This window comes from Streptomyces sp. 3-6 (assembly GCF_056323165.1).
The window spans coordinates 315,086-329,874 of sequence record NZ_JBWHZP010000002.1; the positions used below are offsets into that span (position 1 = coordinate 315,086).

Annotated in this window: 8 protein-coding genes; all 8 read right to left on the reverse strand. The window is 74.6% G+C overall.

Going from position 1 to position 14,789, the window contains the following annotated elements; genetic code table 11:
- Positions 1-18: 18 nt before the first annotated feature.
- The 8 genes from AC02VZ_RS05575 to AC02VZ_RS05610 all read right to left on the reverse strand — a co-directional run bounded on the left by AC02VZ_RS05575 (position 19) and on the right by AC02VZ_RS05610 (position 14,750).
- Positions 19-774: an ABC transporter permease gene (locus AC02VZ_RS05575; RefSeq protein ID WP_432054920.1), complete on the reverse strand. Its 756-nt coding sequence runs from the start codon at positions 772-774 to the stop codon at positions 19-21.
- Positions 771-1,784, reverse strand: coding sequence for an ABC transporter ATP-binding protein (locus AC02VZ_RS05580; protein ID WP_432054919.1), 1,014 nt, complete (start codon positions 1,782-1,784; stop codon positions 771-773). The genes AC02VZ_RS05575 and AC02VZ_RS05580 overlap by 4 nt, the downstream gene beginning before the upstream one ends.
- Before the next feature lie 235 nt (positions 1,785-2,019).
- Complete coding sequence (locus AC02VZ_RS05585; RefSeq protein ID WP_476474747.1) at positions 2,020-3,105, reverse strand: peptidase M50; 1,086 nt, start codon at positions 3,103-3,105, stop codon at positions 2,020-2,022.
- Between the two features lie 155 nt (positions 3,106-3,260).
- On the reverse strand, positions 3,261-4,496 hold the full coding sequence (locus AC02VZ_RS05590; RefSeq protein WP_476474687.1) for a lantibiotic dehydratase C-terminal domain-containing protein: 1,236 nt from the start codon (positions 4,494-4,496) through the stop codon (positions 3,261-3,263).
- Entirely contained in the window at positions 4,484-7,651 is a 3,168-nt protein-coding gene (locus tag AC02VZ_RS05595) for a lantibiotic dehydratase (protein ID WP_476474688.1), read from the reverse strand. Before AC02VZ_RS05595 ends, AC02VZ_RS05590 begins: the two co-directional genes overlap by 13 nt.
- An 18-nt stretch (positions 7,652-7,669) precedes the next feature.
- Positions 7,670-9,391, reverse strand: a complete 1,722-nt coding sequence (locus AC02VZ_RS05600) for a nitroreductase family protein (protein WP_476474689.1) — start codon at positions 9,389-9,391, stop codon at positions 7,670-7,672.
- Positions 9,392-10,147: 756 nt separating this feature from the next.
- Positions 10,148-12,241, reverse strand: coding sequence for a TOMM precursor leader peptide-binding protein (locus AC02VZ_RS05605; RefSeq protein ID WP_476474690.1), 2,094 nt, complete (start codon positions 12,239-12,241; stop codon positions 10,148-10,150).
- The gene (locus tag AC02VZ_RS05610) at positions 12,231-14,750 is read right to left on the reverse strand and encodes a TOMM precursor leader peptide-binding protein (protein WP_476474691.1); all 2,520 of its coding nucleotides are present in this window, start codon (positions 14,748-14,750) and stop codon (positions 12,231-12,233) included. Before AC02VZ_RS05610 ends, AC02VZ_RS05605 begins: the two co-directional genes overlap by 11 nt.
- Positions 14,751-14,789: the final 39 nt, after the last annotated feature.

Below are 14,789 nucleotides of genomic sequence, written 5' to 3' on the forward strand. Positions count from 1 at the left end.
GGCCGCTCGCCGGCGCCGTCACGAGCTCTTCGTCCAGCGGAAGAGGCGTGCCGCGAGCACCCCGAACACCACGGCGAACACCACGAGTCCGGCACACCCCGTCCCGATGTCGGACAGGTCGCCGCGGCCGGTCAGCGCCGCCGACACCGCGTCGTTGAGGTACCGCAGCGGCAGGACCAGGGAGATCTTCTGCAGCCAGTCCGGCATGGCGTCCAGCGGGAAGAACGACCCCGACAGGAACGCCATCGGCAGCATCAGGAAGTTGGCGATCGCGGCCACCGACTCCGGGGTGTTGCCGATGCTGCCGACGATCACCCCGAGCAGCAGGAACGTGGTGATCCCGAGGACCAGCACCGGGATCAGCAGGGGCCACCGGGAGTCGGGCACCAGGTCGAAGCCGGGCAGCATCGCCACGCCCACGAACAGCGCCGACTGCACCAGCCCCACGCCCACCGCGAGGACGTACCGGGACCCGATGACGGCGGACAGCGGCGCGGGCGACATGCGGATCATCCGCAGGATGTCGTCCGCCCGCCACTGCATCAGCGTGAACCCGATGCCGAACACGGCGGCGTTCGCGACGCCCCAGGACAGCACCCCGGCCGCGGTGTACGACAGGTAGGAGAAGCCGCTCTCCTCCACGTCCCGGCCGCGGAAGATCAGGCCGAAGACGACGAGGAAGATCAGCGGGAAGGCGAAGGTGAAGAAGACGGTGGTCTTGTCCCGGACCTGCGCGCGGTAGCCCGCCGCGGTCAGGGCGGTGTAGGCGCTCATGCCTGCTGCTCCTGGTGGTTCGGGGCCCGGTCGTCGTCCGGGGCCGTGACGCCGTCCGTCCCGCCGGTCCGGCGGGCGGTGATGTCGAGGTAGACGTCCTCGAGGCTCGGCATGCGGGTCTGCACGCCGTCCAGGCCGGTGAGCGGGTCGAGGGCGGCCAGCACCCGCCCGGTCTCCCTGGTCTCCAGCACCAGGTGCCCGCCCTGCACGGTGACCCGGTCCACGCCCGGCAGTGCGGCGGCCCCGGCCTCGTCGATCCGGCCCACCGGCACCAGCAGTCTCCCGCCTGCCCCGAACGAGCCGATGAGGTTCTGCGGGGCGTCGGTGACCACGAGCCGCCCCGCGACCAGGATGCCCACCCGGTCGCAGAGCGCCTCCGCCTCGTCCAGGTGGTGCGTCGTGTAGACGATGGTGCGGCCCTCGGCCTTGAGCCCCCGCAGCACCTCCCACAGGTCGCGCCGCCCCTCCGGGTCGAGGGAGGCCGTCGGCTCGTCGAGGAAGATCAGCTCCGGTCCGTGGACCAGGGCGGAGGCGATGGCCAGCCGCTGCCGCTGGCCGCCGGAGAGGTCGTCGACCCGGACCCGGTGCCGGTCACCGAGGCCCACCGACTCCAGCGTCGCGTCGACGGCCGCGCGGTCCGCGCCGTAGAGCGCGGCGACGGTCCGCAGGTGCTCGTGCACGGTCTGCCGCACGAAGAACGCCGACGACTGGGTCTGCACCCCGAGCCGGGGCAGCAGCCCGGTGTTGCGCGGCCACGGGGACTCGCCGAACACCGCGACGGAGCCGGAGTCGGCCTTGCGCAGCCCCTCCATGATCTCCACCAGGGTGGACTTCCCGGCGCCGTTGGGGCCCAGCAGCCCGAAGAACTCGCCGCGCAGCACGTCCAGGGTGACACCGTCCACGGCCCGTCGGTCGCCGTACTGTTTGGTCACGTCCCGGACCGTGACGGCCGGTGGGGTCCCGTCACCGGTGACGGGGGTGGTGGGGGTCATGTGCGGTACCTCATTCATCGGGGTCCATCAGCGTTCATCAGGGATCGACGGGTTCAGCGGGGATCGGCGGGTTCAACGGGGTGCGGCGGGTTCAGCTGGTTCAGCGGGGTGCGTCGGCGGGTTGAGCGGGGTCCGTCGGTGCGGGTCGGGAAGGCAGGGGAAAGGCGGCGGAGGGGCGGCGGAGGGGTATCGGAGGGGCGGAGGAAGGGCTTCGGAGGGGCGGCGGAAGAGCGTCGAAGGTGCGTCGGAGGGGTCATCGCATCACCACCAGGGCGACGGCGGTACCGCTTCCGGCCACGGCGAGCAGCACCAGGACGACCGCCGTGACCGCGTACGCGGTGTGCAGGCGGCGGGCGCGCGGCGGGTACGCGGCGACCGCGTCCCGGCCGCGCCGCCGCAGCCTCACGTAGGCCAGCGTCTCGGGGGCCAGGTTCGCGGCGCCCACGGCGTGGCTCAGCATCCGGTAGCCGTCCAGCGGCGGCAGCGGCACCAGGTTGCTCAGCGCCTGCACGATGCCGACGAACAGCATGCCGGTGAGCGGCACGCGGGCCGGGTCGGACGGTTCCAGCAGCGTCCACCACAGCCCGAAGGGCAGCAGGAGCAGCAGGTTGACGTGGGCGCCCGCGGCGGCGACCACGAGCTTGGCCCGACGCCCGGGCAGGAACAGGTAGTTGCCGACCGTGCAGTACATCATCATGGCCGGGAACCGCCAGCGCAGGCCGATCTCCGTGACCTCCCCGCCGTAGTGCCGGGCGGCGACGCCGTGGGCGAGTTCGTGCGCGCAGATGCTGAACCAGAGGAACACCGCGAACGGCACCAGCAGCAGGGGCCGGGTCAGCAGCTCCCAGGTGCCCTCCAGGGCCGCCCCCGGGTCGGCCAGGACGGCCACCGTCATCACCAGGACCGCTGCCAGCAACGGCAGTTGGACCCCGGCACGCAGCAGCGGGCGCAGCACGCGGTGCAGCCGCCCGGTGGTGGCCTGCGCGTCGGCGACGGTACGGCGGCTGCCCTTCCAGAGGTTCCCGGTGCGGGCCGGGGGCGGTTCGGGCGGAGCCGGGTCGGGGGAGCCGTCGAGCAGCCCGCGCGTACCGAGCAGCCCCAGCAGCCGCGTCCACTGCTCCGGCGGGAGCCGCCGCCGGAAGCGTTCGGCGTACGCCGCCTCGACGTCGTCGGCGTTCCGGGTGCCGTCGAGCAGGCCGAGGACGAACCGCTCCCGGGGGCCGATCTCGAACGCGGCGCCGCTGACGGGGTGTTTGACCAGGTGCACGGTCCGTGGACCGCGCAGCAGCGCGGGCCCGATCAGCACCCCGTCGCGCAGCGCGGGCCGGTACGCCCGCACGGCGTCGGCCGGGCGCTGCGGGGCGGAGCCGTTCGGGACCGGGCCGGCCGGGTCGCTGCCGCCGCGGGCGGTTCCGTCGGGCGCGGGGTCCGCCCGCTCCGGGCGGTCCGGGCGGTCGGGCGTCGGGGTGCCGGGGGCCCGGCGGTCGGTGGCGCTCACGAGGCGTCTCTCCGTTCCCCGTCGGCCTCCGGTTCCCGCAGGACACGGCCGAGGACGAAGGCCAGGTACGCCTCGTCCCGGATGGTCACGTGCAGCCGGTTGTTCGTCATGTGCATGTACGGCGAGAGCAGGCGGGGCAGGACCGCCGGCACGTGCGTGACGGTCACCAGGGGCGCCGCGTCCGGGTCGTCGGCCCGCTCCTGGCCGGCGTCCTCGCGGGCCGGCCCCTCCCACGCCGGGAAGGCCAGGTCCCCGCGTTCGGTCAGCTCCACCACCCGCGCGCGCAGCTCCAGGCAGTGCTCCGCCCAGCGCCGCAGGAAGGGCGGCAGCCGGTCCGTGCCCCCGTCCGCCACGACCCCGCGCAGCAAGGCGAAACGGGCGCCGAGCGCGGGCGCCATCTGCGCGTAGGTGCGCTCGTACTCGGTGGAACCGATGAAGTCGGTGCCGGGGAACAACCGGTGCCAGAAGGCGTAGTAGGCGTCCAGGTAGTCCGCGAGCCGGTCCTCCTCGGGCAGGAAGCAGCTCGCCATCACCATCATCAGCTGCGCCGACGTGCCGAGCAGCACCGTCCGCACGTGCAGGTTCATGGTCCGGTACGCCTCCAGCACCAGGTCGCTGGAGTGCCGGAAGTGCCACTCGGCCAGCTCCACCCCGGCCGGGCCGCCGTACTTGGCGTACTCGGGCGCGTAGACCTCGTACGAGCGGGAGTTGTTCGGCCGCAGGTTCATCCGGCCGTCCGGGCCCATGTAGCGGGCCCGGTCCTCGCCGGGGAACTCGATGTCGAACAGGGAGTTGTAGAAGTCCCTGAGGAAGCCGGAGTCAACCTCGTAGAGCGCCGGGCGGGACGTCAGGAAGGCGTCGATCGCCTCCTCGGCGCGGCGGCGCACCTCCGGTTCGGCCTCCGGGCCGCTCGGCCGGAGCCGCAGCCGCACGTGCGGTCCCTCCAGCCAGTAGTTGATGAAGAAGTAGCCGGACAGCAGGCCGTCCGCGGTGAGCCCCTCGACCAGCGGGCGCACGCAGTTGACCAGCAGCGGCTGCGGGTTGGCGGCGTAGAAGACGTGCAGCGCCAGCCAGGGGGACGGATCGGTGCCGGGGCCCGGCCGGAACGCGGCGGGCTCGGTCGGGTCGGTCAGCCCGGCCGGATGGGTCGGGTCGGTCGCGTTGGTCAGCCCGGTCGTATCGGTCGGATGGGCCGGGGCGGTCGGCTCGGTCGGACGGGTCAGTTCGGGCATGACGGGGAGACCTCCGTGGGAGACGAGGGCAGGGGGCGGGTGGTGAAGGTCTCCACGGCCAGCTCGGCCACGTGCCGGCCGCGTGCGGAGGTGAGGTGCAGGGCGTCCTCGGCGGGGAGCATCTCCCGGAACGTCACCCGGACGCCGGGCTCCCGCTCCACCAGCGCCTCGAACGCGGACAGTGAGAGCGGACTGTCGAAGTCGACGTACAGGGGTTTGGCTCCCACCGGCCCCCGGTCGGGGGCCTGCACCGTGGCGAAACAGCGGTCGGGCAGCTCGTGCGCCCGCTGCCACCGCACCCAGGCCAGGTAGTGCTCCTCCTCACCGGCCGCGGGATCGCGGACCGGAAGGACCCCGGCGTCGGCGGTCCAACTCCTGCGGCTCACCACCACGTTGCCGTGCCGCACACGCGGCCTGCGGTTGACCCCGTCGACGGGCTCCCCCTCCGGGACGCCCGCCCACACGTCGACGGGCGCCATGGTGCTGGGTGAGAGCAGCAACAGGGTGCGCGGGATCTCCGGCAGTGCGATCGGCACCAGATAGCCGAGGTACACCGGGACGACCTCCCGGCCCAGGCGGCGCGAGCGCAGCACCAGCCGCCCGGCCCGCTCGTCGTGCTCGACGTACAGGTCGTCGAGGTCGATCCGGGCGTCCTCCGGCACCGAACTCGTCTCACCGGGACAGACGATGTGGTGCCCGGTCAGCCGGCCGTGCAGGTTGAGGTTGCTGCTCACCGGGCCGCCGGTGACCTCCGCGAACACCGCGCCCTCCGGCGCCCGGGCGGCCAGCTCCTGGCGCAGCGCGTCCGACAGACCCGCTGCTGCGTGCGGAGCGTCGGCCGCGTGTCCAGTGTGCGCCGCTTCGGGGACGTTGGCCGAGTTGGCCGCGTCGGCCGTGGTGACCGTGTTGGCAGTGTTGGCCGTGTCCGCGGCGTCGGTCGGTTCGTCCTCCGTGCCGGTGGGATCCCACAGGTGGGTGAACCGGCTGAAAGGGAAGGCGAGTCCGCCGTACGACTTGTTGAGGACGACCAGGTCGCGGCCGGGCTCACCGGGCGGCCGGCCCAGCTGGAGGTGGTGGCTCTGTGGCGTGAAGTGCCCGGCCAGAGGCTTCAGTTCGGCAGCCGTGCCGGTGAGCAGCGCGCCGGGAAGCTCCAGTTCCTCCGCTGTCTCCCCGTGCTTCCAGAGGGCGCGCATGCCGTCGTGGAACAGGCGGCGCGCACGGTCCAGGGTGCGCATCTCCTCCTGCCCCAGCCAGTTCTCCTCCGGCACGTAGGCACCGGACGCGTCGAAGGGCACGCGCCGGCCGGTGAAGGACACGTACTGGTCGAAGAAGTCCTCGTGGAAGTCGTGCACCAGGCCCAGCACGTCGTCGCAGCGGCCCCCGCGGCCGTAGCGGGCGAGGAAGAAGCCGAGCAGGGTGATGCGGTGCGGCAGCGTCAGGTCGAACAGCGGCAGGACGCCCTCCACGGCCCGCAGCGCCCGCCCGGTGTCCCCGCCCAGCACGTCCGGACCGCAGACCAGCTCGCCGCCCGTGTCGACGTCCTCGTACACCAGCGTCTGCGGCAGCACCGGATCGTCCGCCCCCAGGTCGCGCTGCGCCTCCAGCAGCCCGGCGCGCAGGGCGGCCAGCAGGGACCGGCGCTCGGCGACGTCCGCCCCGGGGTAGCGGGCCAGACACCGGGCCGGGCCGTCCAGCAGGCCGTCCAGCCGGTCCGCCCAGGGCACCGCCAGGGACCGCAGCGCTGCCCGGTAGGAGTCCAGCGGGTCACGGCTGTGCACGTCGGTGCGCAGCACCGCGACCTGCACCATGCCCAGCTCCAGCAGGGCCGACGCGTACCGTTCGCACTCCTCGCGCCCGGCGCCGTGCTCGCGCTCCAGCCGGTCCACCAGATCCCGGTGGCGCACCGGCTCCGCGCGTCCGCCCAGCCAGTCCAGGATGCCGTCCAAAGTGCCGCTGCTGCGCAGGAAGAACAGTCGGTCGCGCACGGCGTCGAAGGTCACGGCCGCGCGGTCGTCGCCCGCGGTCGTCACGTGCCGCACGTACCGGATGCGGTCGGCGTCGCGCCCCCAGCCGGGTGACACCACCAGCGGCAGATCCCGGCGGCGCTCCGGGTCGGCGGTGATCAGCTCGGTCAGCCGGGTCAGCACCACCACGTTGAGCCGGACGTGGCTCACCCAGGTGTCGCCGCAGCGCAGGGCCGCCCCGTCGTCCCCGGCCGGACCCGCGAAGGAGCCGAGGCCGACGCCCGTGAGGGTGCTGAACGGGCTGGTCTTGCAGGCCGTGCGGTACAGGTACGTCAACGCCGACCGCTCGATCTTGCGCAACCTGCTGCCCGGCCGTTCGGCCGTGTCGTTCAGGTACGCGTCGAGACGGCCGTCGAGGGCGGGGGAGGCCAGCAGCAGCCCGGCGCGCAGCCGCTCGTCGGCCAGCGCCTCGCGCAACGCCCGGCGGCTGTCGCGCAGTTCACCGGCGAGCAGCTGTTCGCCGTCCGACCGCAGCTCCGCCAGCCGCGCGCGGTCGCGCAGCCAGGCGGCGGTGCGCCGGCCGGCCTCCGCGTCCCGGTCCGTCACCAGGCGGACGGCGGCCTCCGGGTCGGCCGGGAGACGGTTGTTGAACACCTGACGGCGCAGGTTGATCAGCCCCCGGCGCACGGCGGCGTCCCCGGGTGCCTCCTCCGGTCCGGTGGTTGCCTTGACCAGGGTGTGCAGCAGGTCGCTGAGGTCCGCCCCGGCCGCGCGCAGCCGCTCCTCCTCGGCCAGGACCACGTCGGCCCAGCGGCGGGTGCCGGGACAGCGCAGCCCGTGCACGCTCTCGACGGGCAGTCCGGCCGCGCGGAGCACGAAGCGGCGTCCGGGTTCCCAGTGGGGGGCGTCGGGACGGGTGCCGTCGGGACGGGTGGCGTCGGGGTGGGTGCTGTCGGGGTGGGTGCTGTCGAGGTGGGTGGGAGGTGCGGGGGCGTCGGCGGGTGTGGGGGCCGGTGCGGGTGCGCGGGTGGGGGCGGCTTCGGGTGGTGCGGCGGGGGGTGGTGCCGCGTCGGAGGCGGGCGGGGCGGTGGGAGCGGGGGCGGCGGCCGTCCCGGGGTGCTGCCGTGCCGGCTCCGGGACGGTGCCGGTGGCCGCGGGGAGACCCGGGGCTCCGGACTCGGTGGGTGTCATGGGCAGTCCTCTGCGGCGTCAGGCGATCTCGTGGCGGAAGTCGGCGGAACCGGGCCGTTCGTGACCGAGGGCCATGATGAGCAGCGGGGCCTCGTCGCTCCCCGTCAGCCCCAGCCGCTCGGCGTACGACACGTTGTCGAACCCCAGGGCCACCCCCGCGCCCAGCCCCAGCGCGGAGGCGGCCACGTAGAAGCTCTGGGCGACGGCCCCGGCGGTGCCCACGGCGAGCCGGTACCCGCGGTCCCCGACGGCGTCCAGGACGGCCGTGGTGCGCACCGTCGGCACCAGCACGGCACCGGCCTGCTCCAGGTTGTAGTTGGCGAGGAAGTAGTTCCGCTGCAGGAACTCCCCCTGCGGGCCCGGTTGGACGAGCCGCAGCTCGTTCCGTTCCGGGTCGTAGGCGTACGCCCCCTGCGCCACGTCCTGGACGTGGTTGACGAACGCGTAGAGCCGGGCGAGGCGGAGGCGGCCCGAGGGGTCGCTGTCACCGGCCAGCCGGGTCTGCGCGCAGGCCGCCAGGACGGCGGACAGTTCCCCGGCCCCGGTCCTGCGCCGGGCGTCGAACCGTCCGAAGCTGGAGCGGCGTTCGCGCAGCGCCCGGCGCACCCCGGTGTCGGGGAGGGCGGGCGGGGGGAGGGGGACGCGTGGGGTGGCGGGGGCGCCGGACGGTGCGGCGATGGGGGCGACGTCGGGGTCGGGGGCGGGGTCGGTGGTGGTCTCGGCGGTCGTGTTTCTGAGGGCCGTATCGGTGGCGGCGGCTGCGGCCAGTGCGCCGGGGGCGGGTCGGGCGGTGGCACCCGCCAGGGTCGCGGCGTGCATGGCGTTCAACGCGTCGAACTCCAGCAGCCTGCGGGAGCGTTCGGCGTCCCGGTGGCGTACGGCCGGCCGGTGCCGGGGATCCGTGCGCGGGCACCCGCCCCGGGCGGCAGCGGTACGCCGCTGCGCCGCGCCCGCCCAGTGCAGCGGCACCACGCCGAACACCGCCTCCTGCTCCCCGGGTATGCCCAGCAGCTCGTTCAGCCGGGGCTCGTCGAACCACAGCACCGGCGCGATCCGCAGGCCCCGGGGCGCCGCCCAGATCCGCCACGTCTGCACCAGGGTTCCGAGGTCGGTGCAGACCACGTGGAACGAGAAGCTGTTGTACTTGAAGGAGTTCTGCCAGTACTTGACCGAAAGGATCAGGTACTGGTCGGTGTCCCGGGCGTCGGCGGGGGCGTCGGCACCGCCCAGCGCGCCCCGCACCCGGTGCGTGACGTCGCCGGTCAACAACCGTTGCAGTGCGTGTCGTTGGACATCGTAGTGGTGCAGCCCCGGGGTGAGCGGAGCGGACGGGCCGGACGCCCAGTGGACGGCCATCGGATAGAGCCCGCCCCCGCCCGCCGTGCCGCGCGACCAGTTGGCGTGGGTGTGGAACGGCAGCCCGGGCAGGTCGGTGTTGGCCTGGATGCCCAGGCGCCGCCCGGTCAGGCCGTAGGAGTCCCGCAGCATCGCCGACAGCAACGGCACCGTGAACCCGGGGGAGCGGTCCGCATCCCGGGTGGGAACGGAGTCGGGCAGCAGCCCGGGCGCGACCGGGACGTCGGCCAGGTCCTCGGTGCCGGGCAGGGCGAACGCCGGCGCGGCGGGGTAGAACTTGCCCTTGCGCGGGCCGTCGTCCCAGTCCACGACGTGGTCGGTGGGCTCCATCGGGACGCGGCCGCGGTGCAGGACCGCGTGCGCGTACTCATGGGCGTACCCCATGGCATCCCCCTTTCCTTCTCGCTTCGGTGCTTCGGTACGGGTGGCGGGTCTGGTGGGTGTGGTATTTGCGGCGCGGGTGGCGGGTGGCGAGTGGCGGGTCTGGTGCTTGCGGTGTGTGCGATGCGAGAGCAGTGCTCGCGGTGCGGGCGGTGCTCTCCGTGCACGCTGCGGTGTGAGCGGTCCTCTCTGCTCCGGGTGTGGGGGCTCTGGGTGTGGGGTGTACGTGAGCTGAGCGGCGGTCTGAGCGGTGCTCTCCATGGAGAGCGGTGCTCTCGATCTTTGATGCGGGTGCGGGCGGCTCGTGTGATGCGAGCGGCGCTCTCCTTGTGAGTAGTGCTCTTGATGTGAGCGGCGCTCTCGTATGCGTGCGCTGCACGCTGTTGCGAGCAGTGCTCTCCGCTCTGGGCGTGGAATAGTGCAGGCGGACATGTGAGCGGTGCTCTCTCTCGGGAGCGGTGCTCTTTCCTCTCGGCGCGCCGCCGGGCGGCTCGCGGCGTGAGCAGCGCTCTCGTTGCGAGCGGTGCTCTCCCTGTGAGCGGTGCTCTCTTTGTGACTGGTGCTCTCCTCGCGAGCGGTGCTCTCGCCATGCGCGCCACACAAGCCCCCTGCGCCACGCCTGGCACATGCACCACATGCGCCACACAGTCACGCGCGACCGGCGCGACCGGCGCGACCGGCGCGACCGGCGCCACGGGCGCAACGGCCGCCACCGGCGGCGCGGGCTGCGCTCTCCATGCGAAGCGGTGCGGTGGCCGGTCATGGGAACGGGTGGGGGCCGGGGTTGAGGTCCGCGGGGGTGAGGTCGTCCGGCCGCAGGCCGGCCTCACGCAGCGCGGTGAACATCCGTGGCAGGTGCCGGGCGCGCTGCCGGCTCCAGCCGAAGTCGAGCGGGAGCAGACCCGGCACCAGCACCTTCACGGTGTGCAGCCCGAGGGCCCGCTGCTCGGGTGCGGTCTGGTCGACGACGATCACGTCGAACCCGGCCTCCGTCACCGCGTCCACGGCGGCGAGCAGGTCGTCCCGCACGTCCGGTCCCGTACCGTCCGCGCGGTCCCAGCGCAGCGCGGCCACCTCCCGAGGCTCCGACGGCCGGGTGCCGGGCGCCGGGCGCAGCAGGAAGTCGGCGAAGCGGCCCATCTCCGGGACCGCGTACACCAGCGGATGGTCGTGCAGGCTGGTGATCCGCGTGAAGTCGGCGGCCATAGCGCGGTAGGCGGCCTCGTCGCGCCGGAAGCGCTGGAGCAGTTGCACCGAATCGGTGGCGATCTCGCACAGGGCTGCCGCGAGCGCGGCCTCCGGGTCGAGGGAGGCCCCGGCGCCGAAGCACATGCGGGCTGGGCCGCCGTCGAACCGCTCCGCCACGCCCGTCACGACCGGCACCGGAAAGGTGAGCCGGGTGTCGAAGAAGCGGGCCCGGTAGCCGTACAGGGCCATGCGCTCGACCATGAAGCGGGTGCGCGGGTCCGCGCTGGTCATCGGATCGATCTCGGGCAGCGGCTGCATCCCGTGCCAGGCCAGCAGGAAGGCGTCCCGCTCCAGCACCTCCATCAGCCCGCTCAGCACGGCCTCCTCCAGACTCCCCCCGGAGGCGCAGCCGTTGGAGCTCTCCTGCACGAACCGGTGCTCGATACCCGGCTTGTGGTAGTAGGCGAGGATCTCCGGTACCGGCCGGGCGCGTGCGTCCCGCAGCGACCAGCCCCACACCCACGGGACCGGGCGGTCCGGAGCGAAGGGCGGCACCCACGGGTTCGCCCGGTGGAACGCGTCCGTGTACAGGCCGGTGTGCCGTGGGTCGACGGCGTCCGGGCCGAGTTCGTCCAGCGTGGCGGTGAGCGTGACGGCACGGCCCCGGGCCCGCATCCCGGCGTACCGTTCGAGGCCCTCCAGCACCCCGATCAGGGTGCTGTCGTGGTAGGTGTCGGCGTGGCCGCCCCAGAACGTCTCGCGCAGGTAGTCGCCCGAGCGGCTGGAGAAGCAGCCCACGGTGGCGGAGGTCGTCGGCGAGGTGACGTCGCAGACGACGGACGGTCCGACGGCGCCCCAGTGCGGGTTGGCGAACGCGTCGACCTCCAGGCCGTACGCGTCCACCGGACGCACCCTGGCGGCGCCCGCCCGGTACTTCGGCGCGGGCCGCAGGTCGAGGGCCGCCCCCTCGGCGGTCACCGGCTCCGGTCGCGCGCACTCGGGGCAGTCCGGCTCGGGCACCAGGGGGTGGCGACGCACCGTCAGCCGTTCCAGGTCCACCAGCCACACGTCGGGGAACGGCCGCCCCACCTCCCCGGCCAGGTCGGCTGTCCGCCGGGCGATCAGGGCGGCGACGGCGTGCGCGGCGAACGGGACCAGGTACGGCCACGGGCCCGCTTCCCGGGTCCCGCCCCGCAGTTCGAGCCCTTCCCGCAGACCGACCGAGCGCACCGACTGCCAGCGGCGCCGCAGGCAGGTGCCGCAGCCGGACCGTCCCCCGGCGGGCCACGGTCCGACGATCACGTGTCGGCCGTAGAGGTGGACGGGAAGGGTGCCGGCGGCGGTTCCGGCCCGGGCCCCGCCGGATCCGCCCTCGGGCGGGTGCGCCGCGTACGTATCCGCGGGGCCGAAGTACGTACCCGCGGTGCCGAACGCGTCGCGCACGCCGAGGGATCCGACCGCCACGGTGGGGGGCGGCGGACCGGGCGCGGGCGTCAACTCGGCCAGCGCCCGGCCCAGTTCGGCGGCGAAGTCGCGGCAGGCGGCGTCACGGGCCCGGAGCGCCGCCGGTGTGGTCCCGGGGCGGGCACCGGTGCCGTGCGCGGGGAGCGGGGCGGCGGCCGTGGCGTTCGGCGCGGTCCCCGATCCGGCGAGGTCAGTCGTCATCGTCGGCCGCCTTGGTGAGCAGCACACGGACGGTGTGGATCCCGGCGGCCGGCAGGTCGGCGGCGTGGGTGGGCACCACCACGGCGTCCCGTCCCGCAGCGGCCAGCCGTTCCAGTACGTCCGTCCAGGACACCGGAGCGGGCGGCGGCCCTACCACCCCCGGTCCCACAGCTCCCGACTCCGCCGCCCCCGACTCCGCCGCCCCCGACTCCTCCGCCGCCTGCGCAGCACCCGCGTGCGCAGCCCCCGCCTCCACCGGTTCCGCCGGCCCGGGCTCCGCGGTGACCGGTATCAGTGCCGCGTCAAGGTCGGCCAGCAGCGGGTCCCCAGTGTCGGGTTCACCCAGTACCCCCTCCGCGGCGAGCTGGACGGTGCCGAGCAGGTCGCGCAGCGCGTCGACCACCGCCGCGGTCCGGTCCAGGGCGGCCCCGACGGCCCACGGCACCGGTCCGCCGGCCTCCGCCGAGGCGTCCCGGGCCTCCGAGTCCGGGCCCGCCCCGTCCGGACGGGTCCTGGCCAGAACGACGGAGACCCCACTGCGGTCCGCCTCGCCGAGGTCGAGGAGTTCGACGTCCAGCCCCATGTGCCCGGCCGACCGCAGCAGGAAGACGGCTTCCGCGTCCCCGGCCACCTCGGCCGGGGCCAGCGGTGCGACCCGGTCGGCGCCGCGCACCGACCGGCGCAGCGCGTCGTGCGCGAGCGCCGACAGCAGCCCGGCCGCCGCGGCCTCCGGCGCTCCGCCACCCGCTCCCGCCCCGGCCCGGGACGGCTCGAACCGGCGGTCCTGGTTGTCCGGCCCGAACGGCCGCACCGCACCTGCGGGCACGAGTACCTGTTCCTTCGTCAGCAGCGAGGTGCCCGCCACCCAGCCGGCCACCGGATCACCCCCGACCCCGGTGGCCGTGGTCAGCGCGTCCGGAGACACCCTCGGCAGTGGGTGGGCCTGGGCCCGCACCCCCCGCCCCGCCCGGTCCGCCTCAGGCGCGTCCGCCCGAGTGGCACCGGGCGCCGTCCCGGGAACGGAAGCCGGGACGGTGACGGCGGGGACCACGTGCTCGGCGTAGACCGCGGCGGCGGCGTCCAGGGCCCGCAGCCGGGCGCCTGCGGTGTGCTGCACGTCGAAGGCGGCCACGGTCCGGGTGCCGGCCGCGCCGAGTCCCACCTCGACGGCGCCGACCTTCAGCGGGGTCTGGGTGAGGGGCTCGTCCGCGTACCGGGTGAACACGCCGACCGACGGCCGGAGCGCGAGCGCGCGGCGGTCGAGTTCGGCGAGCGGCCCCTCGGTCGCGTCGTCGTCCGGTGCGGCGGCCACCACGGGCTCGAAGGCCGGCCGCGGCGGTGCCGCCGTCAGGTCGACGGCCTCGGGAAGCGCCGGCGCGGGGCGGCAGAAGGGACAGCGCGGGTGCGGCAGCAACCGTTCCGCCAGGACGTCGAAGGACGCCATGTCCTGCACCAGGACCTGCCCCCGCGTCTCCGCCGGAAGTGCGCCGGTGACCAGCCGGAACACCTCGTAGCCCAGCAGGTTGCCGAGCATCGCCGCGAGCGGGCCGCGCGGTGTCGTCCCGCCGCCCGTGTCCAGGGCCAGCCCGCTCCACAGCTCGGCGGCCACCGCGGCGTCCGCCGCGCCACCGTTCGCGCCGAGCCGCAGGGCCGCGCAGGCGACACAGCCCGCCGTGCCCGCCGCGTCCCCGGTGGCCCCCGTGGTGAGCGGACCGACCACGGCACGGCCGCCGAACGTCCACGCGGGCAGCAGTACCCGGCCCTCGGGGACACCCTCGCTCAGCAGGCCGACCGCCGTGCGGAACGCGTCGCGACCGCACGCCGCGATCACCACGTCGTACCCCTCGAACGCCGCCCAGCCCTCCCGGCCGGGACCGGCCCCCGCGCCGGGCAGCACCGTCACCTCCGCCGGGCTGCCCTGCGCCGTGTACTCCGCCGCCTCGGCCCGCACGGCGTCCAGGTCCCGCGCGGTGGCGTGCCCCGTGGCGAGGGCCTCCTCGACGGCCACGGACGCGCAGCCGTTGCGGATCAGGGACAGGGCGGCCCAGCGCGCGACCTGACCGTCGCCGAGGACGGCCACCCGGGTCCCGCGGAACGCCGCGAACGCGCGCTCGGCGCCGTCGGCGTAGTGGTCGATGTAGGCGATCTGCTGGGCGAAGCGGTCGGCGACGGCCGGTGGCAGCGCATCCGCACGCGTCCCACCCTCCTTGTCCGGCCCTGCGGGAGCAGGCACGGAGCGGGCGAAACCGCGCGTGTAGAGGGCTTTCACCAGCCCGCCCACCATCGCCTTCTGCGGGTCCTTGAATCCGGCGCAGATCTCGGCCACGGTCCGGCTGCCGTCCAGGTGCGGGACGAGGAGCGTGGCGAAGCGGTAGGCGGAGGGGGAGGTGACCTGGAATCCCCCGTCGGCGTTGTGGAAGATCACGCCGCCCGGCGTCTCGGTGAACAGCACGTCGCGGCGCACCCTGGGCCGGGTGTCCGCGGTCTCCTCGTACGGCGTGGTGGACATGCTCGGGTCGTACCTCCGGGTGGGGGCCTGGCGGCCGAT

Coding starts and splice junctions, on each gene's coding strand:
- AC02VZ_RS05575 (WP_432054920.1), bottom strand. CDS start 774: ATGAGCGCCTACACCGCCCTGACCGCGGCGGGCTACCGCGCGCAGGTC.
- AC02VZ_RS05580 (WP_432054919.1), bottom strand. CDS start 1,784: ATGAATGAGGTACCGCACATGACCCCCACCACCCCCGTCACCGGTGAC.
- AC02VZ_RS05590 (WP_476474687.1), bottom strand. CDS start 4,496: ATGCCCGAACTGACCCGTCCGACCGAGCCGACCGCCCCGGCCCATCCG.
- AC02VZ_RS05595 (WP_476474688.1), bottom strand. CDS start 7,651: ATGACACCCACCGAGTCCGGAGCCCCGGGTCTCCCCGCGGCCACCGGC.
- AC02VZ_RS05600 (WP_476474689.1), bottom strand. CDS start 9,391: ATGGGGTACGCCCATGAGTACGCGCACGCGGTCCTGCACCGCGGCCGC.
- AC02VZ_RS05605 (WP_476474690.1), bottom strand. CDS start 12,241: ATGACGACTGACCTCGCCGGATCGGGGACCGCGCCGAACGCCACGGCC.
- AC02VZ_RS05610 (WP_476474691.1), bottom strand. CDS start 14,750: ATGTCCACCACGCCGTACGAGGAGACCGCGGACACCCGGCCCAGGGTG.